This is a genomic window from Vibrio sp. IB15 (assembly GCF_016406055.1).
Taxonomy (GTDB): domain Bacteria; phylum Pseudomonadota; class Gammaproteobacteria; order Enterobacterales; family Vibrionaceae; genus Vibrio; species Vibrio chagasii.
Genome location: NZ_JAEFCE010000010.1, coordinates 69,061 through 84,358, shown reverse-complemented (window position 1 = coordinate 84,358; position 15,298 = coordinate 69,061). Strand labels below are relative to the sequence as shown.

Here is a 15,298-nt window from a genome sequence, read left to right as displayed (position 1 = left end):
TGACTGTACGTTCCATTTTGGTTTTAATTTAGCCGCAACCCTTATTGCAAAAGGGCTGCCGCTTTGATCAATAACTTAGCGTCCAAAAAAAACGCTGACAAGCCTTTTCGGGCCTATCAGCGTAATTCTTTACTTATTTTTGCTATGCATCACTATTTTTTCACGTCAAACTCGACCCCTGACGGATCTCGTTCTAGCGCTACTTTCAGTACTTCGTCAATCCACTGAACTGGGATCACCTTCAAGTCAGCGATTACGTTGTCTGGAATCTCTTCCAAATCACGCTCATTGTCTTTCGGAATCAGTACCGTTTTGATGCCGCCGCGGTGTGCTGCAAGCAGTTTCTCTTTCAAGCCACCGATAGGTAAAACTTCACCACGAAGGGTAATTTCACCTGTCATACCGACCTCAGCTTTCACAGGATTACCCGTTAAACTAGAAACAAGCGCAGTACACATTGCGATACCCGCACTTGGACCATCTTTCGGTGTTGCACCTTCAGGTACGTGAACGTGAATGTCGCGTTTCTCATAGAAATCTGAGTTAATACCCAGTTTTTCTGCACGAGAACGAACGACCGTCATCGCAGCTTGGATAGACTCTTTCATCACATCGCCAAGAGAACCGGTTTGCGTTAGTTTACCTTTACCCGGCATTGCTTCGGTTTCGATAGTTAGCAGATCGCCACCAACTTGAGTCCACGCTAGGCCTGTTACTTGACCAATACGGTTGCTCTCATCCGCTTTACCGAAGTCGTGACGTTGAACGCCTAAGTACTCTTTCAGGTTATCAATGTTAACCGTTACAGACTTAAGGTCGCTGTCTAGTAGGATGTTCTTCACTGCTTTACGGCAGATCTTAGAGATTTCACGCTCTAGGCTACGTACACCCGCTTCACGCGTGTAGTAACGAATAATGCCGATGATTGCAGAGTCTTCAATCTCAATTTCGTGAGGCTTAAGACCATTGCGCTTAACTTGCTTGTCCAACAAGTGGCTCTTAGCAATATTCAGCTTTTCATCTTCTGTGTAACCAGACAGACGAATCACTTCCATACGGTCCAGTAGCGGGCCAGGAATGTCCATCGAGTTAGACGTTGCTACGAACATAACGTCTGACAGATCGTAATCTACTTCTAGGTAGTGATCGTTAAACGCGTTGTTTTGTTCTGGATCCAGTACTTCAAGAAGTGCTGAAGATGGGTCGCCACGCATATCAGAAGACATCTTGTCGATTTCATCTAATAGGAACAGTGGGTTCTTAACACCAACTTTAGACATCTTCTGGATTAATTTACCCGGAAGAGAACCAATGTAGGTACGACGGTGACCACGAATCTCAGCCTCATCACGAACGCCACCTAGTGCCATACGCGTGTACTTACGACCTGTAGCAGCCGCGATAGAGCGACCTAGCGAGGTTTTACCTACGCCTGGAGGACCAACAAGACAAAGGATTGGACCTTTCAGCTTATTGATACGGTTCTGCACCGCCAAGTACTCAAGAATACGTTCTTTAACACGCTCTAGACCGTAGTGGTCTTCGTTTAAGATCTCTTCCGCTTTCGCTAGATTCTTCTTAACTTTTGAGCGCTTAGCCCAAGGAACGCCAACCATCCAATCGATGTAGCTGCGTACTACTGTTGCTTCAGCAGACATAGGCGACATCATTTTCAGTTTTTGCAGTTCTTGCTCGGTTTTTTCACGAGCTTCTTGAGGCATTTTTGACTCTTCAATCTTCTTCTTCAGAGTCTCGAATTCGTCTGGAGCGTCGTCCATCTCGCCAAGTTCTTTCTGAATCGCTTTCATTTGCTCATTCAGGTAGTACTCACGCTGAGACTTTTCCATCTGCTTCTTAACACGCCCACGGATGCGTTTTTCAACCTGCAGGATATCAATTTCTGATTCCATTTGGCCCATCAGGAACTCTAGACGCTCAGTCACATCTAGAATCTCTAGTACGTGCTGTTTGTCTACCAGTTTAAGTGGCATGTGTGCTGCGATGGTATCTGCAAGACGAGCTGCTTCATCAATCCCGTTCAGAGAGGTTAGAACCTCTGGTGGAATCTTTTTGTTTAGCTTAATAAAGCCTTCGAATTGATTGATCGCGCTGCGAACAACCACTTCTTGTTCTTTTTCGTCAAGTTCTGAGGTAACAACGTATTCGGCATCCGCTAGGAAAAACTCACTCTCTTTGAACTCGTGAATTTTTGCACGTTGCTGACCTTCAACAAGTACTTTAACCGTACCATCAGGGAGCTTAAGTAACTGAAGAATGGTAGCGACGGTACCTACTTTAAATAGGTCGTCAATTGAAGGCTCATCAGTGTCCGCTTCTTTCTGCGCAACAAGTAGTACTTGTTTGTTAGCTTCCATTGCCGACTCTAGGCAAGTAATCGATTTTTCACGACCAACAAACAATGGAATAACCATGTGTGGGTAAACCACTACATCACGTAGAGGTAGCACGGGGATTTCGATACGCTCGGAACGTTCCAAGTTCATATATTTCTCTCTTCCGCTTTAACTTATAAAGCAGTATATGGGGCTTAAACGACTGGATTCAATGGAAGAATAAAAAAAAGGAGGTAATTGCTTACCTCCTTTTTCAATTTGAGCGACTTGTCTAAAAAAGACCTACTCTGCACCAGCTGCTTGATTATCTGAGTTGCTGTAAATCAATAGTGGTTCTGACTCACCATTGATTACCGACTCATCAATCACAACTTTGCTTACATCAGTTGAAGATGGCAGTTCGTACATCGTTTCTAGTAGAACACCCTCCAAGATAGAACGTAGACCACGAGCCCCCGTTTTACGGCTCATCGCTTTCTTAGCAATCGCACGTAACGCGTCTTCGCGGAACTCTAGCTCTGTATCCTCTAGCTCAAATAATGCTGCGTACTGTTTAGTAAGTGCATTCTTTGGCTCACAAAGGATTTGGATTAGCGCTTCTTCATCAAGCTCTGTCAGTGTTGTCGTAACAGGCAGACGACCAATGAATTCTGGAATTAGACCGTACTTCACTAGATCTTCAGGTTCTACTTGAGTGAACAGTTCACCAATAGTTTTGGTTTCGTCTTTTGAACGCACTTCAGCGCCAAAGCCGATACCAGAACCTGTTTCTACACGCTGTTCAATCACTTTATCTAGGCCAGCAAATGCACCACCACAGATAAATAGGATCTTAGACGTGTCCACTTGCAAGAACTCTTGCTGTGGATGCTTACGGCCACCTTGCGGTGGAACAGAAGCAACTGTACCTTCAACAAGTTTTAGTAGAGCTTGCTGTACACCTTCACCAGACACGTCACGCGTGATTGATGGGTTTTCAGCTTTACGAGAAATCTTGTCGATTTCATCGATGTAAACAATGCCGCGTTCCGCTTTCGCTACGTCGTAATCACATTTCTGAAGCAACTTCTGGATGATGTTTTCAACATCTTCACCCACGTAACCCGCTTCGGTTAGTGTAGTTGCGTCAGCCATTGTGAAAGGAACGTCTAGGAAACGAGCCAGTGTTTCAGCCAGTAGCGTTTTACCACTACCGGTAGGACCGATAAGAAGAATGTTACTCTTACCTAGTTCTACGCCTTCAGCTGTCGTATCACCATTACGTAAACGCTTGTAGTGGTTATATACTGCAACTGCTAGCACTTTTTTCGCGTATTCTTGACCGATTACATAGTCATCAAGGTGCTCACGAATCTCACGCGGCGTTGGCAGCGATTCAGATTCTTTCTTAGGAAGAACATCTTTGATTTCTTCACGAATAATGTCGTTACAAAGATCGACACATTCATCACAAATGTAAACAGAAGGACCTGCGATTAACTTGCGAACTTCGTGCTGGCTTTTGCCACAGAAAGAGCAGTAAAGCAGTTTACCGCTACCACCCTCTTTGCTTTTATCTGTCATTCGCTAACCTCTTAGCCTTTACTCTCTATGGTTTGAGTGTATATCAATTTGCATCACTTTGCGTCAAACAATTGCCCTGCAATTATTGACCGCGGTGATTAAGAACTGAATCCACTAAACCGTATTCTACTGCTTGATCAGCAGACATGAAATTGTCACGATCTGTATCACGCTCAACAACTTCTAGAGGCTGACCAGTGTGCTCTGCCAATAGTTTGTTTAGCTTTTGTTTGATCGTTAGGATCTCTTGCGCGTGAATCTGAATATCAGACGCTTGGCCTTGGAAGCCGCCAAGTGGCTGGTGAATCATTACGCGTGAGTTTGGAAGCACGTGACGCTTACCTGGAGTACCACCCGCTAGTAAGAATGCACCCATAGAACAAGCTTGACCCATACATACTGTGCTCACGTTTGGCTTGATGAACTGCATTGTGTCGTAGATTGACATACCAGCTGTTACGCTACCGCCCGGTGAGTTGATGTAAAGGTAGATATCTTTGTCTGGGTTTTCAGATTCCAAGAAAAGCAGTTGAGCCACGACAAGATTTGCCATGTGGTCTTCCACTTGACCTGTTAAGAAAATGATTCGTTCTTTTAATAGACGAGAATAAATATCGTAAGAACGTTCACCACGGGAAGTCTGTTCAACCACCATAGGAACTAGTGCGTCCATAATCGATGGCATTGTATTTTTTTCTTGGTAGCTCATATTCTTATGTCCCTAAAATAAATGGCCCGAATGATAAAATCATACGGACCATTGTTAGCAGAATTGCTGACCGTACGTCAACCTTCTACGTCAGATATTACTATATTAAGCAGGTTGCTGATTCATTAGCTCGTTGAAGCTAACTTCTTTATCAGAAACTTGAGCTTTAGCGATGATTGCATCAATAGCTTGCTCTTCTAGAGCAACGTTGCGCATGTTGTTCATCATTTGCTCGTTTTGCTCGTAGTAAGCAATAACTTCAGATGGATCTTCGTATGCTGTAGCCATCTCTTCGATGATAGCTTTAACTTTCTCGTCGTCAGCTTTTAGCTCTTCAGTCTTGATTACTTCACCAAGTAGAAGACCTACAACTACGCGACGTTTAGCTTGCTCTTCGAACAGCTCACGTGGAAGTTGGTCAGCAGCTTCAGTGTTGCCACCGAAACGTTGAGCAGCTTGTTGACGTAGAACACCGATCTCTTGATCGATTAGAGCAGAAGGTACGTCGATGTTGTTTTCGTTAACTAGACCGTCGATAGCTTGCTCTTTGATGCGGTTCTTAACAGCTTGCTTAAGCTCACGCTCCATGTTCTTACGAACTTCAGCTTTAAGACCTTCAACGCCGTCAGTTGCGCCGAATTTAGCAACGAATTCTTCGTTTAGTTCTGGAAGTTCACGAGCTTCAACTTTGTTTACTTTGATTGCAAACTTAGCTGCTTTACCTTTTAGGTTTTCAGCGTGGTAATCTTCTGGGAAGTTTACGTCGATTTCGAATTCCATACCTGCTGTTTTACCAACGATACCGTCTTCAAAGCCAGGGATCATGCGACCAGCGCCCATCTCTAGTGGGAAGTTCTCAGCTTTACCGCCTTCGAACTCTTCACCGTCGATAGAACCAACGAAGTCGATAGTTGCACGAGAACCAGCGTCAGCTGCAGTGTCAACTTCAGTCCAAGTTGCTTGTTGCTTACGTAGAGTTTCGATCATCTCTTCAACGTCTGCGTCTTTAACTTCTACTGCTGGTTTCTCAACAGTGATGTTTTCTAGACCTTTCAGCTCAACTTCTGGGTAAACTTCAAAAGTTGCGTTGAATACTAGGTCAGCGCCTTCGTTGTTTTCAACTGGTGCGAAAGTTGGTGCGCCAGCTGGATTGATTTTCTCTTTAACGATCGCTTCGATGAAGTGACGTTGCATTACTTCGCCCATCACGTCTTGACGTACTGCTTTGCCGTACATTTTAGCAACCATCTTCATTGGCACTTTGCCTTTACGGAAACCATCGAAACGACGGTTTTTCGCGATGTTGCGTAGTTCAGCTGTAACTGCATCTTCGATGTTAGCAGCAGGAACAGTAATATTAAGACGGCGCTCTAGGCCTTCTAGCGTTTCAACAGTAACTTGCATTATATAAACCTCAAAACTGGCTCAGTAATCTGAGCATATGAGCCGTAACTTGGCTTTAATTCAAAAGCCGGCGTTGTTGGCTGCATCCTTGTGTAGTGCTCTATCCGAACACCTAATTTAAAATCGAGCATTGATGTTTGAATTGATCATTCAACCAAACACCAGACTAATCAGCGATATCTTCATCTTCACATACTTGTTAAGAGCTAAGTTTTCACTGGCTAATAAAAAGCAGCGAAGCTTGTTTTCGGAAACAAGAAAGGTATCTCCGATTAGCCTCAGGACAGAAATTTTAGACGCGACATTCTAGCGATCTGTTTAATCTCTGTCGAGCCGTTCACCTCTGCTTGATGATGAATGCTCTAAATTCGTCCAACTAAATGATACAAAAACGTTCAGAACATCACTTAGCACAACAGAAATGGGGACAATAGCGACTTTTTCAAGGGAATCGAGGGCTTTTTTTGCTAAAAACCTTAAAAAGAGATCTTGCTCTTGTTTTACCCCTCAGAGTCGATAACTTTTTCAACAATCTCCGTTACAAAGCCTTAACCTAACTCCATCTACTGGCTCTCTATTTTCAGTAAAAACTACCGCTAATTACTGTGATGAATGAGAGAAAGCAGGCTTTATATTGTCGCCCCCGATTTAGCGGAGAACCAGCATGTTTCAAGCTTCGAGAATTCGTATCCTGTTATTGATCGCCTACAGCGTCTTAATGATCCTTGGTGGTCACTGGGTATGGAATACGAGCCATCAAAGTTTGTTAAATGATCACCAATCTAACTTAGACCGCTTTTCCGTCCACATTGCCAGCCAATTGGATAAGTTTGCCCATATCCCTGAGCTACTTTCGAAGGATAAAGAGCTGGTTGATGCCCTGCACTCACCAAGCAACACTGCTCAAATTGAACTCACCAATCGCTATCTAGAGCACGTCAACACTGTTATTCAGGCGTCTGACACCTATTTATTGGATAGCATCGGTACCACTATCGCAGCCAGTAACTGGAACCTAAAACATTCCTTTGTCGGGCGTAATTTCGCCTTTCGCCCTTATTACCAACAAGCCATTCAAGGGCATGAAAAACAGTACTTTGCTCTAGGTTCTACGTCAGGTAAGCGTGGTTACTATTATTCTTACCCTGTCTCCTATGCCGCTGAAATCATTGGTGTAATTGTGGTAAAAATGGATCTGTCTTCGATAGAAGCAAGCTGGCAAGGCAAACAGAGCTTTTTTGTCGCGGATGATAAAGACCAGATTATCTTTATGTCTAGCAATCCTGAATGGCTATTCAAAAGTCTTCAGCCTCTCGATAATGCACAACAAGCTCGCATTCGGGAGAATCAGCAATATCTCGATACCCAGATTGAAAGCCTTCACTTCTCTGGCGATCTAGAGGGCGCGACCAGCAGCATTCGTTCATCTCATCCTTTAGTTAGAGAAAAGTTTTTTACCTCTTCACGCTTTCTACCTGACCCTGGATTAACGGTCAGGGTCTTCTCCCCTACCTACTTGGTTTGGTGGGATTTGGTCGCCTACATGGTGGTATTAAGCTTAGTATTCGCGATCATTTATCTGGTCATCCAACTTAACCTTCATCGCCAGCACCGACGCGCACAGATAGACCGACTCCAGTCTGAAGCTAACCAAAAGCTTGAGTTTCAAGTGCTCGAAAGAACCTCTGAGCTGCATGGAGAGATCAAGCAACGTATCGAAACCGAGCAAGTATTGAGACATACCCAAGACGAGCTCATCCAAGCAGCCAAGCTAGCGGTATTAGGCCAGATGTCAGCCAGTATTAGTCACGAATTGAATAACCCACTCGCTGCCATTCGTAGTTATGCAGACAATGGGCGATTGTTTCTGGCCAAAGAGAAAACAGACCGAGTCGATGACAACTTATCACGTATCTCAGCACTCACCGATCGCATGGCGAAAATCAGCCACCAGCTTCGTTCATTTGCTAAAAAGTCGACTGCGGAAGAGCTGCATACCTTACAAATATTGCCCATTCTTCACTCCTCTAAAGAACTGATGAAGCCACAGTTCAAAAGCGAGCGAATTAACCTTAATGAGCTACCCGAAACCTTCGATGCCTGTGTACTCGCTAACGCCATTCAACTGGAACAGGTGATTATCAACTTGCTCACCAATGCTGTTCAGGCAATGGAAGACCAAGACGATAAGCAATTAGCCATCTTGTTAGAAATCAAAGAAACGGATGAGGCTCAAGATAACACGCTGCTGATTCACATCGATGACAACGGGCCTGGCTTTACGTCTTCATCAAGCGGTAACTTTTTCGAGCCTTTCCATACCACCAAGAAGAACGGGCTTGGGTTAGGTTTATCCATATCTCAGCAAATAATCAGTGGGATCAACGGCAAGCTCACGACAGGGACCAGTCCACAAGGTGGCGCTCGATTTAGCATCGAATTACCGCTTATCGAGCAATAGCAGCAAAGACGAAAAGAATAAAAACCAACATACTAAATAAAAAACAGACTGAGTGAGTCCGTTCAAATACGGGCTAACAAACTCAGCGATAATCAGCATAAAAGAGTAAAGGAATAACTATGTGTCACGTCTATTTCATTGATGATGAATCCGAACTAAGAATAGCGAATGAGCAGAGCTTTGAGCTCGCGGATATTGACGCCGAATTCTTTCCCGATGCGGAATCAGCTTTGCTCGCGATTCAAGAGAACGGGTTACCTCATGTGATCATTACCGATATCTGTCTACCCGGTATCTCTGGCCATGACTTGCTCAACACTGTCATGCATAAAGACAAAGAGATTCCCGTCATCATGATCACAGGGCATGGTGACATCTCGATGGCAGTGCAAGCGATTCAAGACGGCGCCTACGATTTTATCGAGAAGCCTTTTGCCAATGAGCGCTTAATCGAGACCACCAAACGCGCCATTGAAAAGCGCCAGCTGACCTTGGAAAACCTTGAACTCAAACGCTCACTCAAAGCCAGTAAAACCCTTGGACCAAGAATCATTGGTGATACTCAGTCCATGACTGAGCTTCGCTCTGTGATTACCCATGTCGCTGACACCAACGCCGATATCTTGTTATTTGGAGAGACAGGCACTGGTAAAGAGCTGGTCGCGCGCTCCCTGCATGAGCAAAGCAGCCGCAGAGAACAAAACTTTGTCGCTGTAAACTGTGGTGCCGTTCCTGAAAACCTAATTGAGAGTGAGCTCTACGGCCATGAAAAAGGCGCATTCACAGGTGCAGAGAGTAAACGCGTGGGTAAGTTTGAGTTTGCTCAGGGCGGAACCCTATTCTTGGATGAAATAGAATCTATGCCGATGCAAGCACAGATACGCCTACTACGTGTGTTGCAAGAACGCGTTATCGAAAGGGTGGGCTCAAACGGTTTGGTACCTCTGGATATCCGCGTCATTGCGGCCACTAAAGTCGACCTAAAGAAGGCTGCTGAAGAAGGCACTTTCCGCCAGGATCTCTATTATCGACTTAACGTTGTGACCTTAGATTTGCCACCATTAAGAAGCAGACAAGAAGACATCCCTGCCCTGTTCCATCATTTCTTGTTGGTCGCTGCCGCTCGCTATGGCAAAACCGCCCCTGCTCTACCACAAAGTGAATTACACGCCCTTTTAGCGCATGATTGGCCGGGAAATGTGCGTGAATTACGTAATACTGCAGAACGTTTTGTCCTTTTAGGTAAGATTTCTCACCTATCAGACAACGCTAATACAACCGCCAAAGAAATGTCTTTGGCCGAGTTAGTATCAGAATTTGAAAAAAACACGTTAAAGCAAGTGCTTATCGAATGTAACGGTAGTATCAAAGAGACAATGGAAAGGCTGCAGCTACCAAGAAAAACCCTCTACGATAAGATGCAAAAACATCAGCTATCTAAAGAGTCATTTAAGGTAGAATCAAACTAAATTAGATTTGCGAGCAAGATCACCTATACTTAATTCAATAACAGGACGTTATGCAATAAATGTAATAAGGATATGGCTATGGGTGAGAAAACTAGAGTTCCTTCGATTAGCGATACTTTCGAGATAGATGGCATTTACTATACCGATGAACATCTCGACTTAAACATGCCAGAATTAGAAGCAAAAAGAGCGCTATACGAACAGATCAATCCTCATGTTAAGCGAGGAAGACATATAGATGAGGAGGTCTAACGACCTCCTCTTTTTTATGAATTAAATTCCATTCTAATAAAAAGCTAAAACAACTACTTAGTGATTATTTCCGGTCCCATCAAGGTGGTTGGTAACCATGTCGATACCCAAGGCACGTAAGTTACGATTATCAAGAACAGGAACATTACGCCAACCCAAGGCAGCGCCGCTTTGACCACATTCATCATCGACATCTTGGCGACACCCGCGGTCACAAATAGGTTAAGCCCAACAGGCGGTGTTATCATCCCTATTTCCATGTTCACCACCATCATGATACCAAGGTGAATTGGGTCAATACCGAGTGCTATAGCAATTGGGAATACTAGCGGAGCAACGATGATCAGAAGGCCTGATGGCTCCATGAACTGACCACCAATCAAGAGCAGTACGTTCACCACAATCAAGAAGGTGATCGGCCCTAAGCCCGCCGATAGCATAGATTCGGTAATCATCTGAGGAATACGTTCTTCTGTCAGCACGTGCTTCAAAATCAGAGCATTAGCAATGATAAACAGCAGCATGATCGTCAGCTTACCCGCATCATAGAGTGTGTCTTTGGTGTCTTTATGAAAGAAGGTTTGGAACACTTTAACCAGCGCTGGCTTGGTGTTGCTCTTATCCGCAAACGGCCCCATGTCTTTATAGATAAAGTTGGCAATAAAAAAGGCATATACCGCCGCTACTGCTGCTGCTTCTGTCGGGGTAAAGATACCACCGTAGATACCACCAAGAATGATGACGATCAGTAGCAACCCCCAGCTTGCGTCTTTAGCGGCTGCGAACATCTCACCCCAACCCACAAATGGTTGCGCTGGAATCTTCTTAATACGTGCTGCAATGTAGATAGCGATCATCAACATCACACCAGCCAACAAACCCGGGATCACGCCACCAAGGAACATACGACCTACCGATACATCGGTTGCCGCCGCGTATACCACCATTACGATCGATGGCGGGATCAAAATACCCAAAGTACCTGCATTACAGATAACCCCTGCAGCAAACTCTTTCGAATAACCGTTTTTGATCATACCTGCGATAACGATACTACCGATCGCCACTACCGTCGCAGGTGAAGAGCCAGACAACGCTGCGAACATCATACATGCCACAACCGACGCCATCGCCAAGCCACCGCGGAACCAGCCAACCATCGCGATCGCGAAACGAATAATTCGTTTCGCTACGCCACCAGTAGACATAAAGCTCGAGGCCAAGATAAAGAAAGGAATCGCTAACAATGTGTAGTGGCCAGCAAAGGCGTTAAACAGAGTTTGTGCGACCGATGCCAATGACGCATCTGAATGCATCAACAAAAACAGGATGCTTGATAAACCTAAGGAAATCGCAATTGGCACACCGACCAACATAAAAGCAATTACCATCAAAAATAGAAATAACATTGCCATGATTAGTCTTCCTTACCGTTAGGCTTTGTACCCGACGCGCTGGTCTTGTTGTTCGTAGTCGAATCCAATACTGCAGTCGCGTCTTCGTCAGAACCCGCAAGTACATCCGCTTTCAACGCATCCAACTCTTCTTCGGCTTCATGACCTGCAATCATGCGGTCGAGTTTGCCCGTCACAACTTGGTAAGCAACTTGAATGAATCGGAACGTTAGTAATGCCATACCAATCGGCAACGCCATGTAAGGGATAAAGCGTGGTAGTTTCTCGTATCGCTCACCTTCATTCAGCCAGTCAGCTAAGAACTGCAGCATCTCTGGCATTGGGATATCATCGGTTTCATACCATGCGCGATCAGTCGCGAATGGGTACCAATAATTCCATGAACCGATGAGAAGTAAGATTGAAAAGGCAAGACAGCTAGTGACGGCAATTAACGCGTACACTTTGCGTAGCTTTTCAGGGGCAAGGTTGATGATGACATCAACACCAATGTGAAAGTGTTTTTTAACGCCGTAAGAAGCGCCAACCAGTACCATCCATGCAAACATGAATACCGTCAGTTCCAATGCCCATAAAATGTTGTCATTGAACGCGTATCGAAAGACCACGTTCGCAAAAGTTAGTAGGGTCATTGCCCCCAGAAAGAAGGCTATTAAAGACTCTTCAATTAAATCGGTGACTCTTCCGACTTTGGAAAATAAAGACTGTTCCATTTGAGACTGTTCCATAAAATGCTCCGCTTATAATTGTTTTAATAAAGGGCAGCGGTAGGGAGCCGCCGCCCTATAGCGGTGTTATTGGTTTGAAGCTAATGCTGCATCGATAAGATCTGAACCGATGTCTTTTTCAAACTTCTTCCATACTGGTTGAAGTGCTGTTACCCATGCTTGACGCTGTTCAGGCGTCAACGTACGAACCTCACCACCAGCTTCGATGATGTTGTTTTTGTTCGCTAGGTTAACTTTTGAAGATTCAGCGTTACGAGTTTCAGAGACTTCTTGGACGATGGTGCCAAGCTGTGTACGTACATCTTCAGGTAGGTCTTTCCAGAAGTCGTTTGACGTTACCACTAGGTAATCCAAAATGCCGTGATTGGTTTCAGTCACGCCGTCTTGTACTTCGAAGAACTTCTTACCGTAGATGTTTGACCAAGTGTTCTCTTGACCATCGATAACCTTAGTTTGCAGGCCGCCATATACTTCTTTGAACGACATTTTCTGAGGGTTAGCACCTAACTGCTCAAACTGAGCTACCAATACGTCAGATGCTTGAACACGGAACTTCAAGCCTTCTGCATCTTCTGGGCTGATAAGCGGTTTGTTTGCAGACATCTGCTTCATGCCATTGTGCCAGAATGCCAAACCTTGAAGACCACGACGCTTCATTGCGTTCTTCAGCTTTTCACCAGATTCTGAGTTTTGGAAACGGTCAACGGCTTCTACATCTTCAAACAGGAACGGAAGGTCGAAAATGCGGTATTTCTTAGTGAACTTCTCAAATTTAGACAACGAAGGTGCCGCCATTTGAACATCACCATTTAACAGGGCTTCCAGTACCTTGTTATCATCGTAAAGCGTCGAGTTAGGGAAAACTTGCATACAAGCTTTACCATTCATTTCCGTGTTTACTCGCTCTTCAAGTAGAGAAGCAGCGATGCCTTTCGGGTGCTTATCCGTGTTAGTTACATGACTGAATTTAATCACGATTTCACCTGGGTCACAGTTTGCAGCAGCATTAAAACTGGTGAGTGCCAGAGCAGATACAGACAGCAGGGTAAGAGGCTTAAACATTATTATTCTCCTTAGTAAACAAAACAGCCCTTCAATGGGAACTGCGTGCTTTCACTAAGGCAATTAGCGCGCCATATTGACACAAATCATTAACAACCCTTTAACCATAAGGCTTGGTAATATCGAGCCGCTCATCAGGGAGCTCAGCCAATAATATTAATGGGTGGGAAATGACCCATAGAATATTTATAAATGGGTGAGAGTTGACCAAACTATCAATGATGAAATAGAGATTTAGAGGACAAATAGAGGTAAGGAGGAAAAATAAAGGCCACCACTTCGGTAAACAAAATGGCAGCCTTATATAGAGATTCTTTAGAGCTGGTTATCTCAATAGGATATTGAAATATTATCTGGAACAGATGATTACAAGTTCTGCATACGCTTTTTAAGTCTTGCTAAATCAATAGCACTTGAGCGTACTGTCAGCTTAATGCACTCGTAGTCGTACTCTTCCTTCACCACACTCATATTAGAGCGGATCTCACCGATGATGCCTTGTCCAGAATAAGGAATCGTAATCTCTTCTTCGATCATTCCTTGCTCAGCCACACCCACGATGTACTTGTGCAGTTTAGTGATATCGAGCGGGTCACGAGTCGAGGTCAGCATTGCATCAGGGAATTCGTCCATCAACGCAAGCTGCTGCTCTTCACTCAATCTATCGCACTTGTTGAGTACCAAGAGTTTTTCACTGCCTTCAACACCCACTTGCGCTAATACTTCATGTACCACATCAAGCTGTGCGCGGAATGAAACGTCAGAAGCATCAACCACATAAAGCAGTAGTGACGCGTCGTGTGCTTCTGCAAGCGTTGAGTGGAATGAAGCAACCAGATCATGTGGCAGCTTCTTGATAAAACCAACCGTATCTGACACTAGAATACGCGGCTGAGTGATCGGCTGAAGTGCACGAACTGTGGTATCTAGGGTTGCGAACAGCTTGTCTTCACCACTCACTTCGGTTGCGGTCATTGCACGCATCATAGAAGATTTACCCGCGTTGGTGTAACCAACCAGAGCAACAGTGAAAAGTTCCGAACGCTGTGTGCGTCGGTTCTTCATTTCATCTTGTACACTTACCAGCTCACGCTTAAGCGCAGCAATTTGGTCTCGAACTTTACGACGGTCAAGCTCTAGTGAGGTTTCACCAGCACCCTGACCCATTTGACGTTCTTTGTCACCGTCGGCTGTTTCACGAAGTCGAGGTACTAAGTAATTTAGACGAGCAATTTCTACTTGCAGACGTGCGGTACGAGTGCGAGCGTGGCGACTGAAAATTTCGATGATGATACCGGTGCGGTCAAACACTTCGACACCTAAGTGAGCCTCAACATTGCGTAGTTGAGATGGGCTCAAATCACAGTCAAATACCACAACATCAGCAGTACCAAACTCCACCTCTTCAGATGGCAGGTCATCAAAATCGAGTTCATCAATACCAGCATGAAAATCAAAAGACTCATCAATGAAGTCTTCGTCTTCCACTTCTTGAATCGAACCTTGGTAACCGGTTAGGTGAGCAATTTCTGCAAGCTTACCGGCACCCAATACGTTTTGTCGTTGGGTTGAACTGTGGTGTTGTGACTGAGTACCGACCACTTTAAACCCTAGGGTTGTCACTAATCGAGCAAGTTCAGCAAGAGACTCTTTTGCTTCGTCACCTTTAAAATCAGGTGTCGTAATAGAGATAAGTAGAGCGTTACTAGCGGAGGGTTTTGCTGTTAGTTTCATGTTTTATTCTGTCTATGCACAAAAGTGCACCTAGTATTAGGTCTAAAGTAGGGCGATCCTACGCTGTTCTCAGTCCGCTTTATAGAGCTAACCGTGACTAATTGGCGATATTATTTCAGTTAATCTACTTATCTCGTTTATCCCTCT

Annotated in this window: 11 protein-coding genes and 1 pseudogene; 3 read left to right on the top strand and 9 right to left on the bottom strand. The window is 44.7% G+C overall.

Features of this window, described 5'->3' with window-relative positions; translation table 11 throughout:
• Nucleotides 1-152 precede the first annotated feature (152 nt).
• From lon to JC606_RS23585, 5 genes and pseudogenes are all read right to left on the bottom strand, one after another.
• Nucleotides 153-2,504: an endopeptidase La gene (gene lon / locus JC606_RS05655; protein WP_137407321.1), complete on the bottom strand. Its 2,352-nt coding sequence runs from the start codon at nt 2,502-2,504 to the stop codon at nt 153-155.
• Nucleotides 2,505-2,636: 132 nt separating this feature from the next.
• Nucleotides 2,637-3,917: an ATP-dependent protease ATP-binding subunit ClpX gene (gene clpX / locus JC606_RS05650; protein WP_137407320.1), complete on the bottom strand. Its 1,281-nt coding sequence runs from the start codon at nt 3,915-3,917 to the stop codon at nt 2,637-2,639.
• Between the two features lie 82 nt (nt 3,918-3,999).
• On the bottom strand, nt 4,000-4,626 hold the full coding sequence (gene clpP / locus JC606_RS05645; RefSeq protein ID WP_004736080.1) for an ATP-dependent Clp endopeptidase proteolytic subunit ClpP: 627 nt from the start codon (nt 4,624-4,626) through the stop codon (nt 4,000-4,002).
• A 105-nt stretch (nt 4,627-4,731) separates the two neighbouring features.
• Complete coding sequence (tig, locus tag JC606_RS05640; RefSeq protein ID WP_004739926.1) at nt 4,732-6,030, bottom strand: trigger factor; 1,299 nt, start codon at nt 6,028-6,030, stop codon at nt 4,732-4,734.
• Nucleotides 6,031-6,348: 318 nt separating this feature from the next.
• Nucleotides 6,349-6,531: pseudogene (locus JC606_RS23585) on the bottom strand (hypothetical protein); the annotation flags it as partial.
• Nucleotides 6,532-6,694: 163 nt separating this feature from the next.
• On the opposite strand from JC606_RS23585, the gene JC606_RS05635 reads away from it, so the two are divergent.
• The 3 genes from JC606_RS05635 to JC606_RS05625 all read left to right on the top strand — a co-directional run bounded on the left by JC606_RS05635 (nt 6,695) and on the right by JC606_RS05625 (nt 10,212).
• Nucleotides 6,695-8,491 carry a sensor histidine kinase gene (locus JC606_RS05635; protein ID WP_137407319.1) on the top strand — a complete coding sequence of 599 codons (1,797 nt, stop codon included), beginning with the start codon at nt 6,695-6,697 and terminating at the stop codon, nt 8,489-8,491.
• Between the two features lie 119 nt (nt 8,492-8,610).
• Nucleotides 8,611-9,960, top strand: a complete 1,350-nt coding sequence (locus JC606_RS05630) for a sigma-54-dependent transcriptional regulator (protein ID WP_198778196.1) — start codon at nt 8,611-8,613, stop codon at nt 9,958-9,960.
• 78 nt (nt 9,961-10,038) lie between these two features.
• The gene (locus JC606_RS05625) at nt 10,039-10,212 is read left to right on the top strand and encodes a hypothetical protein (RefSeq protein WP_170222435.1); all 174 of its coding nucleotides are present in this window, start codon (nt 10,039-10,041) and stop codon (nt 10,210-10,212) included.
• Nucleotides 10,213-10,265: 53 nt separating this feature from the next.
• On the opposite strand, the gene JC606_RS05620 is transcribed toward JC606_RS05625, so the two are convergent.
• From JC606_RS05620 to hflX, 4 genes are all read right to left on the bottom strand, one after another.
• Nucleotides 10,266-11,627 (bottom strand): TRAP transporter large permease, encoded by a 1,362-nt coding sequence (locus tag JC606_RS05620; protein WP_008218377.1) that lies wholly within the window; start codon nt 11,625-11,627, stop codon nt 10,266-10,268.
• A 2-nt stretch (nt 11,628-11,629) separates the two neighbouring features.
• Nucleotides 11,630-12,355 carry a TRAP transporter small permease gene (locus JC606_RS05615; RefSeq protein ID WP_061033665.1) on the bottom strand — a complete coding sequence of 242 codons (726 nt, stop codon included), beginning with the start codon at nt 12,353-12,355 and terminating at the stop codon, nt 11,630-11,632.
• A 66-nt stretch (nt 12,356-12,421) separates the two neighbouring features.
• Nucleotides 12,422-13,417 (bottom strand): TRAP transporter substrate-binding protein, encoded by a 996-nt coding sequence (locus tag JC606_RS05610; RefSeq protein WP_128161586.1) that lies wholly within the window; start codon nt 13,415-13,417, stop codon nt 12,422-12,424.
• 366 nt (nt 13,418-13,783) lie between these two features.
• On the bottom strand, nt 13,784-15,151 hold the full coding sequence (hflX, locus tag JC606_RS05605; protein WP_137407318.1) for a GTPase HflX: 1,368 nt from the start codon (nt 15,149-15,151) through the stop codon (nt 13,784-13,786).
• Between the last annotated feature and the right edge of the window lie 147 nt (nt 15,152-15,298).